Raw genomic sequence first — 8,843 nt, 5'->3', positions numbered from 1 at the left:
ATATTATTTATTACCATATTGTTAGGTTTCATCATTTCATTAGCGGGGTGTAATTGGCTTTCCTTAGGGCTTCTTAATATATTTGACCCCCAAGCGCAGATAAGAGTGAATTATACCGAAGTTAACCTGGAAGATGGTACTATTTCACTCGAGATATATTCTCTAAATGAAGTAGAATTTATAGGTACGGGATTCAAATATGATTATTATAATGGTACTACTAAAATATCCAGTTTATCAAAAACGGTAGGAGCCACCTTTTATGTAGCACCTTCTACTTCGCCCGGAACTCCCGGACCAATTACTACCATTGACAATCTACCTCTCTATTTTCAAGAAGTTTTAGATTATATAACTTTAAATCCTCTTATTACTGAGCTTACCTGTACTGTCAGCATGATAGGAGAAGATGGCGCTGGCCATAGTATTACTAAATCTGTTACCGTAGATCTCCCGGCCATTCAGCCCGGAGTGGATTTTGTACCTCCTGTTGCGGTTATTAATGTAACCCCGGGTACAAGCGGAACAGAACCCTTTACGGTTATTTTTGATGCTTATAGTTCAACCGATGATAGAGGAATAGCCAGTTATGCCTGGGACTTTGGTGATGGTACAACTGCAAGCGGTGTCATGCCGGCAGCTCATACCTATACTAATGGTACTTATATAGTTAAACTAACGGTTACCGATTACTTTGGAAACGTTGGTGTAGCTTTGGAAACCATTACCGTGGGAGAGGCCGGTGCGCCTACTGCAGTGATCAATGTAACTCCATCTACCACCGGTATTGCTCCATTTACCGTATACTTCGATGCTTCCGATTCCTCAGTGGTGTCCGATTGTGGAGCCTGTTCAATTGTCAGTTATGCTTGGAACTTTGGAGATACAACAACCGGTACCGGAATGACGATCAGTCATGAATATACAGCAGCAGGTACTTATGTTGTCGTACTTACTGTTACTGACTCTAACGGTAATGTGGCATATGATAGTGTAAGTATTACAGTAAATGCGGCAGGAGTACCAACTACCATTACCTTACTCGCTAGTCCTACTACAGTAACTGCTGGCGGCGGTACTTCTCTAATTACTGCCACTGTTAAAGATGCAGGAGGAAACCCGGTAACTGATGGGACTGTTGTGACATTTACTACAACTTCAGGCAGCCTAAGTTCATATTCTGAAACAACAGTAAGTGGAATTGCATCGACTACTTTAACTTTGATTAACGCAGGTACCGAAACCATTAGCTCTACCGTAGGGGCAAGCAGTGGTACAGCTAGTGCTAATGTGGTGGTATATTGTCCTCCTCCAACACCGTAAAGTTAAATGTAAAATAAAAAGGGGACAGACTACTTTTTACTCGTAAAAGTAGCCTGTCCCCTTTTTTATAATATCTCAAATGGGAAAAGAAAAGATGAAAGAGAAAAAACAAAATCAACAAAACAATATTTTAGAATTGTTTAAACCCTATGTTCCGAAAGCGGTTACTTCCAGGATATTAGAAGGAAAGGGAAGCTTGTCGAGTGAACGGAGCGAAACTACTATCATTTTTGTCGATATAAAAGATTTTACCAAGCTTGCTGACCGCCTTGACCCGGAGAAAGCCACCGAGATAATTAATAAAATATTTGCTCCGATAGTAGGCATCATAGAAAAATACGGTGGAAGTGTCAATAAATTCTTAGGTGACGGATTGATGGCTATATTCGGTACACCTTTTAGCCATGAAGACGACCCGGAAAGAGCGGCAAGAGCAAGCCTGGAGATAATGCATTCTATAGAAGAAAATGGAAAGATAGAAATTGATAGAAAAATAAAAAGTTTAAAAGCAAGAATCGGAATTAACACCGGATTATGTATCTCCGGTGAGATCGGTTCAAATATAAGAAAAGAATTTACTGTTATCGGTGATACGGTAAATTTAACTTCACGCTTACAGGCAAACGCAGCTTCCGGTAAAATATTAATAGGAGAAAAAACTTTCTATCGGATCAAAGATAATTTCAAAATATCCGCTCCCCGTAAATTGAAGATAAAAGGCAAGAAAGACTTGGTTTCAGTTTATACCTTAAAAGGTGAAGAGAAAAAAAGTAATTTCCTTGAACCGAGAAAAAATGGTCAATCGCCTTTTATGGGAAGAGAAAAGGAATTAAAGAAATTAAAAGAAATTTTAAAAAAATCCTATCGATCGAAAGGACAGGTCATTGAAGTAAGCGGTGAATTGGGAATCGGAAAATCAAGATTAATTTTAGAACTTACCAAAGATCCATTAGTCAAAGAATTTAATATTTCATCAGTTAATTGTTCTTCCTGGGAAGAGTCGAAACCTTATTCTCCTTTGATAGAGATATTTTCCAAAATTTTTGCTATGAATTATGATGATGATATTAAAGAGGTAGACCGTAAAATAATAAGTAAGATAAAAGAAATTGATTCTTCACTATTATTTGCTTCTCCCTATTTTTCCCGACTTTTATCCTCAAGAACCAAATCCCTGGAAGAAATAATGGAACAATCGAAAGAAGAAAGCAATTTATTGATGAGAGCAATGAAAAAACTGTTGTGGAGTTTTTCTTCGAAAAAACCCTTAATGATAATTATTGAAGATTTGCAGTGGGTTGATGAGGCATCAGAAGAATTTTTAAGGCAGTTTTCTAAAGAAATTAAAGAGTATCCTATTCTGATCATCTATAGTGTTAGAGAATTCCTTAGAAAAGAGGAACCGCTTGCCGGATCAGAGAGAGTAAAGCTGTTACCCTTGAATAATAGCGAATCTGAGAAACTCACCAGGTCATTGATCAAAGAAAACAATATTTATCAATTATTGAAGAGCAGAATTAATGCTGCTGCTAATGGAAATCCCTTGTTTATGGAAGAAATTGTTCGAGGAATTGGAGAGAGAAAATTATCGTCAGATAAAGAAGGATCAACTAATTATCCCGAGATCTTTCGTGATTTTAAAATACCGGATACGGTTCAGAGTATTGCCCGTGCCAGAATTGACTTGCTGCCAGTTAGCTTAAAAGAACTTTTATATCAAACCTCGGTTTTGGGAAGGTATATCGAAATAGACCTTTTAAGAAAAATTAACCGCATAGAAATTAAAAAATTATTAGAAATGATGGCTGCCTTGCAGAAGCATGAATTTATAGAAGAAGTAAAAACGGCATCCCAGCTGCCAAGATATTTTGCCTTTACTCATTCACTTATTCAGGAAATAGCCTATAATAGCCTGCTTTTTAAAACCAGAAAAAACCTGCATAGTAAAATAGGGACAGTTATGGAAGAGATGTATTTATCTAAAATCGATAGCAAAGTTGAAGAATTGGCCTATCATTTTAAAAATAGTGATGATCAAGAAAAAGCTGTATTTTATCTAAGCCAAGCCGGGGACAAAGCGCAATCCTTATATGCTTTTAAAAATGCCATTCAGCATTACCAGGATAGTATTAATATTTTGGAGTTAATAGAACTTAAAAAGCAGCAATTAACTCAACTTTCAGAGATATATAATAAGTTAGCTTTCTCTCAATCGATTATTGGAGAGAGAAAAGAAGCGGAAAATAGTTTAACTAAAGCATTAAAATATTGTAGAAAAGTCAGTGATAAAGATAATGAATCCTTAATATTAATGAGTATGGGAACTTTATACGGGGATATAGGGCAATGGGTTAAAGCAATTGGATATTTTAAAAAATCTCTTTCGATCACTGAAGGAATAAATAATTTAAAAAGAAAAGCAAGCATCTTAAAGGGCATAGGAGTAGCTTTTCTATTTAAAGGAGATACCTCTACCGGATATTCTTATCTTAAAGAGAGCATAACTATTTGCAAAGAGATAGAAGCTTTAGATATTTATGCGATGGCTTTAAATAATATTGGGATATATTATGATATGTTAGGCATATGGCAAAAGTCAATTGAAGCATATAAAGAAAGTCTATCTATTGCTAAAAAGATTAAAAATATTATTGTTATTTCCAATATTATGAATAACATTGGATTTGCCCATTCTTCCTTAGGAAACTCAAAACAAGCGATTTATTATCTAAAAGAAAGTATTAAAATAGCCGAAAAAATTGGAGACATATATAATAAGGGTATTAATTATATTCATTTAGGAGAGGAATATTTAAAAAAGAATGAATTTACAAAAGTAAAATATTATATTTTTCAGGGAGAAAAAATATTTAATAAACTGGATGATAAATTAGGATTAGCAGATATATATAGATTAGAGGCTAAATTATTCATAAAATTAAAAAAATGGAAAGATTCCGAAACATTTTTTAAAAAAGCGATCAAAACTTACTTGAAATTCGCTGATAAAATAAATGAAGGTGAAACTTATTATGAATTGGGTGACATGTTTATTTTAAAAAATGATAAAAAATTAGCGAAAAGGAATTTGATTAAATCGCAAAAAATATTGAGAAGTATTAATGTTAAAAAACATCTTAGGGAAATTGAAGAAAAATTGAATAATTTAAAAAAATAATATTTAAAAAATATTGTAGTGATTTTAGTGCAAGTTTTGGCTAGCAGTTAAAAAAAGTTCCGCTTTTTATATCTATTTTCATCTATCTTAACTCGATACGGTTCACTTAATCTATTATAGCTTCAATGCTTTCCTGTTATTGTATATTTGCATTTTAGGATATTTACTGTATAATATAGTTGGGGGGATGGTATATAAGGAGTTTAAATTTTAAGTAAATTCCCGATAATAGCAAATCGATCGAAAGGTTGAGACGCAAAGTCACAGACCTAAGGCTATTAAGTTAGCTAAGGTAGCTGGGCCACCGAAGGAGATGATGCAAATGAAGAAAAGTATAGATTTTAAGCTTCTATCTATTCTCTGTGTCGTAGTAATAGCTTTCTTAGCATTATCTATTTTTGCCTTTTCTGCCAAAAAAGAAATGGTTGAAGAATGGATAAGCGCAAATGATGGCGGTTCTATCACGCTGGGAAATGTTACTATTACTTTTGGACCAAATGTTTTAACCAAGGATACCAAAATTCATATTATTTATTTTGGTAATGGTGAATATCAATTTGGACCTGAAGTGCACGTTAATGGTACATTTACAGTTTGTTTTGATGACCCGCCAGAGAAGGTATTCACTTTTAGACAAGGTGAATGGGTAGAAGTAGATGATTATGATGGTTATGGATGTTTTGAAACTGATCATTTTTCACGATATCGTGGTTGTTGATAAGTTTCAGTTAATCTAATATCATCCCCCCTTGTTAAAAATGAAAGACAGAATAAATAACCCCAGATTAAGTCCGGGGTTATTTTATTTCCAAATAAGTTCAACTAATTGACGCTCATCGAGCTGCTATGATAAAATCATTAAAATAACGATCACTCGGAAATATCCGGAGAATTAAAAAAGTATGCCAGAAAAGAAAGATCCTTACCATAAGATAAAAATACAATTATATATTGCAAGAATAATATTTCATATTCCCAATTTTATCAAATTATCTTTAAGATTACTTAAAGATAAGAGAGTTCCTTTTTATTTAAAATTAATAGTATATGGAGCAATTGTCTACGTATTATCACCTTATGATTTGATACCTGATATTTTAGTTCCATTTTTGGGGTATTTTGAAGATATTTTAATCGGAATTCTTTGTTTAGTGGGTTTAGTGAAGCTGAGTCCGCCGGAAATTGTGGCAGGACATGTAAAAGCAATCGATATGGAAAATAAGCAGAGATTTAGTTTTTTTCGTTAGGAAAGGGTTATTTGTTTTATGCAAATTGGAATTAAATCATTAGGCTGCCCTAAAAACTTTGTTGACACCGAGGTGCTTTGTGGAAAGTTAAAGGAAATGGGATACCAAATAAGTGAGGAGATGGATCATTCAGATATTGCGATTATCAATACCTGTAGTTTTATAAGTGATGCTGTAGAAGAATCTATTGAAGAAATTCTAAACCTGGTAAAATTAAAAAAAGAAGGGAAGATAAAACATATAATTGTAATCGGATGTCTTCCTCAGAGGTATAAAGACGACCATATTTATAAGGAGATCCCCGAAGTTGATGCCTTTTTAGGAGTAGGAGATTTATTGGAAATTGGTGATTTAATCAAAAGTGTTGTAAAAGGCGAACAAATTTTTAAAGTAAGCTCTGAACCCAAATTTCTTTATCACCACAATACCCCGCGTACTGTTTTAACCCCCCGGCATTATGCCTACATTAAAATATCCGAAGGTTGTCAAAATAATTGTTCTTATTGCCTGATACCTACGATTAGGGGAAAATATCGTAGTAGACAAATGGAAGATATCATTACTGAAGTAAAAATGCTCTCTGAAAAACAAAATCTTTCCGAAATAATTTTAATCGCCCAAGATACCACTCTATACGGAATCGATCTCTATGGGAAATATAAATTAGCCGAATTATTAAGAAGACTTTCTCTTCTTGAATTAAATCATTTAAAATGGATAAGACTTTTATATACCCATCCTGCTCACTATCAAGATGAATTGATCGAAGCGATAGCAAATTCCCCTAAGATATGTCCCTATTTGGATTTGCCTTTACAGCATATAAGTGAGAAAATACTAAAGAGAATGAATAGGCCGAGCAAAAAAAAAGATCTTATTTTGTTGATCAATAAATTAAGAGAGAGAATTCCAAAATTAACCTTGCGTACTACTTTGATGGTGGGATTTCCCGGTGAGAACGAACAGGATTTTGAAGAATTATTAAGTTTTGTAAAAAATTACCGATTTGAAAGGTTAGGGGCTTTTATTTATTCACGGGAAGAGGGAACAACAGCTTATGGTTTCTCCCAACAAATTCCCCTGAAAATTAAGAAAGAGCGGCTAAAGCAATTAATGTTAACTCAACAGGCGATCTCGCAAGAAATCAATCATTGCTATCTGGGAAAAGAAATTGAAGTATTGATTGATGAAATGAGAGCGGGTGAGCCCAAAATTGCTATCGGGAGAAGCAGGCAAGATGCACCGGAGATAGACGGAAAAGTACTCATTAGGGGAGATAAGGCTAAGGTAGGAGAATTGATAAAAGTAAAAGTGACAGAAGCTACCGAATATGATTTGGTCGGAGAGGTTAGCTCATGATGAGAAATATAATCATTGTCGGATTGAAAGGCACTAATAAGGCAGAAATAGGAAAATATTTGGCAAATAGTTTAAAGATGCAGTTTATAGATACAGAGGAAATGATGGAAAAGGCAAGCGGATTAGACCTATCTGAATTGTTAAAAAAAATAGGAGAAAAGCAATTTCGCTCTTTAGAAAACTCCACGATAGAAAAAATATCCGATTTATCCGGTGCGGTTATTGTGGCTGGCGGCGGATGCATCCTAAATAGAAAGAATAGGGAAATTTTAAAGAAAAACGGTTGGATTGTCAATTTGGTTACCAGCAAGATAGAGATAGAGGAAAATAAATTTAAAGAGGAAACCTCTCGACTGCTAAATCAGTGGAACCAAGTTTTTCAATCTGCAAAAGGCATTTTGAATTTAAAAACACCAAGTTTTCAGGCTGCAGATACTATTATTGAAGTTACTGATTTTTCTGTGGAAGAAATTGCCCAAAAAATTATTAAAAATTATAGAAGGGGAGGGATTAACCTTGATTAAAGATAGATTGGGAATATTTCGAGATAAAATAAGTACAGAAAGCCAAGATATCGATGGATTTTTAATCACTAATCTAAAAAATTTATATTATTTAAGCGGATTTGACGGAGAAGGGTGTGCCTTGGTTTTGGCAAAAGGTAAAAATTATTTGCTCACCGATTCACGTTATACTGAACATGCTCAAAAAGAAAGTCCTGACTTTGAAATATTAACTGATGATCCGAAAAAAAAGGATGCACGGATATTGGCACTGAAAAAGATATTTACGCAAAATAAGGTAAAAAAAATTGCCTTTGAAAGCAATAATTTAAGCTATGCTGACTTTGGGAAATATTCTAATAGTTTTAAATCTATCAAATTATTGCCTACTGAAAATATCATAGAAAAGTTAAGAATGATTAAAGATAAAGAAGAAATTATTAAAATAAAAAAAGCCGCTCAGATTACCACAGAAAGTTTAAAGGATGTGTTTGAAGCGATAGAGCCGGGAATGAGAGAGCTTGATATTGCTTCCGAGTTAGCTTATAATATGAGAAAAAAGGGCGCTCTGAAAGAAGCTTTTGAAACCGTTGTAGTTTCCGGACAGAGATCGTCCTTACCCCACGGAAAACCTTCGGAAAAGAAAATCGAGGAAAAAGAATTAATAACCATTGATATGGGAGCGAATTATCAAAATTATAGTTCTGATATTACCCGCACTATTCTTTTGGGGAAAGAAAACAACAAACAAAAAGAAATATTTTCCCTTGTCCTGGAAGCCCAAATGGCTGCCCTGGAATTTTTAAAACCCGGAGTAAGCTGTAAAGAAGTTGATTCTATAGCAAGGAAAATAATTACCAGGGGAGGTTATGGAGAATATTTTGGCCATGGTTTGGGTCATGGAGTAGGATTGGATATTCATGAGTTACCTCGAGTTTCTTTCAGTGATGATACAGTTTTGCAACCCGGAATGGTAATAACCATTGAACCGGGAATTTATTTGCCTGAAATGGGTGGGGTTAGGATTGAAGATTCTGTGCTGATAACTGATGAAAGTTATGAAATACTAACCTGGTTTCCAAAACTATTAAACCTGTAAACAATATTAGGACGGGTCGGATAAATCCGACCCCTTGTACGATAAGAATATCTAAATTATCAACTAAATATGTTAGTATGATACTGGAAGAGTTTGTAGTTGATTAGGTCATCCGACCCCTGGAGCAATCATCT

Annotated in this window: 7 protein-coding genes and 1 riboswitch; all 7 genes read left to right on the top strand. The window is 34.3% G+C overall.

Annotation, left to right across the window (positions count from 1 at the left end):
* The coding region (locus ENO17_09495) for a PKD domain-containing protein (GenBank protein HER25267.1) at window positions 1–1,323 on the top strand (1,323 nt) is incomplete at its 5' end.
* A 79-nt stretch (window positions 1,324–1,402) separates the two neighbouring features.
* Window positions 1,403–4,501 (top strand): adenylate/guanylate cyclase domain-containing protein, encoded by a 3,099-nt coding sequence (locus tag ENO17_09490; protein ID HER25266.1) that lies wholly within the window; start codon window positions 1,403–1,405, stop codon window positions 4,499–4,501.
* A 220-nt stretch (window positions 4,502–4,721) separates the two neighbouring features.
* A riboswitch (cyclic di-GMP riboswitch) is annotated at window positions 4,722–4,810 on the top strand.
* Window positions 4,811–4,823: 13 nt separating this feature from the next.
* Entirely contained in the window at window positions 4,824–5,219 is a 396-nt protein-coding gene (locus ENO17_09485) for a hypothetical protein (GenBank protein HER25265.1), read from the top strand.
* A 184-nt stretch (window positions 5,220–5,403) separates the two neighbouring features.
* Window positions 5,404–5,748: a DUF1232 domain-containing protein gene (locus ENO17_09480; protein ID HER25264.1), complete on the top strand. Its 345-nt coding sequence runs from the start codon at window positions 5,404–5,406 to the stop codon at window positions 5,746–5,748.
* Window positions 5,749–5,766: 18 nt separating this feature from the next.
* Window positions 5,767–7,107, top strand: a complete 1,341-nt coding sequence (rimO, locus tag ENO17_09475) for a 30S ribosomal protein S12 methylthiotransferase RimO (protein HER25263.1) — start codon at window positions 5,767–5,769, stop codon at window positions 7,105–7,107.
* Entirely contained in the window at window positions 7,104–7,631 is a 528-nt protein-coding gene (locus ENO17_09470) for a hypothetical protein (protein ID HER25262.1), read from the top strand. Before rimO ends, ENO17_09470 begins: the two co-directional genes overlap by 4 nt.
* Window positions 7,624–8,709, top strand: a complete 1,086-nt coding sequence (locus ENO17_09465) for an aminopeptidase P family protein (GenBank protein ID HER25261.1) — start codon at window positions 7,624–7,626, stop codon at window positions 8,707–8,709. Before ENO17_09470 ends, ENO17_09465 begins: the two co-directional genes overlap by 8 nt.
* Window positions 8,710–8,843 lie beyond the last annotated feature (134 nt).

It is taken from the genome of Candidatus Atribacteria bacterium (assembly GCA_011056645.1).
Lineage (GTDB): Bacteria > Atribacterota > Phoenicimicrobiia > Phoenicimicrobiales > Phoenicimicrobiaceae > Sediminicultor > Sediminicultor quartus.
Note: the sequence above shows the minus strand (reverse complement) of the source record. Positions and strands in the feature narration are given on the sequence as shown.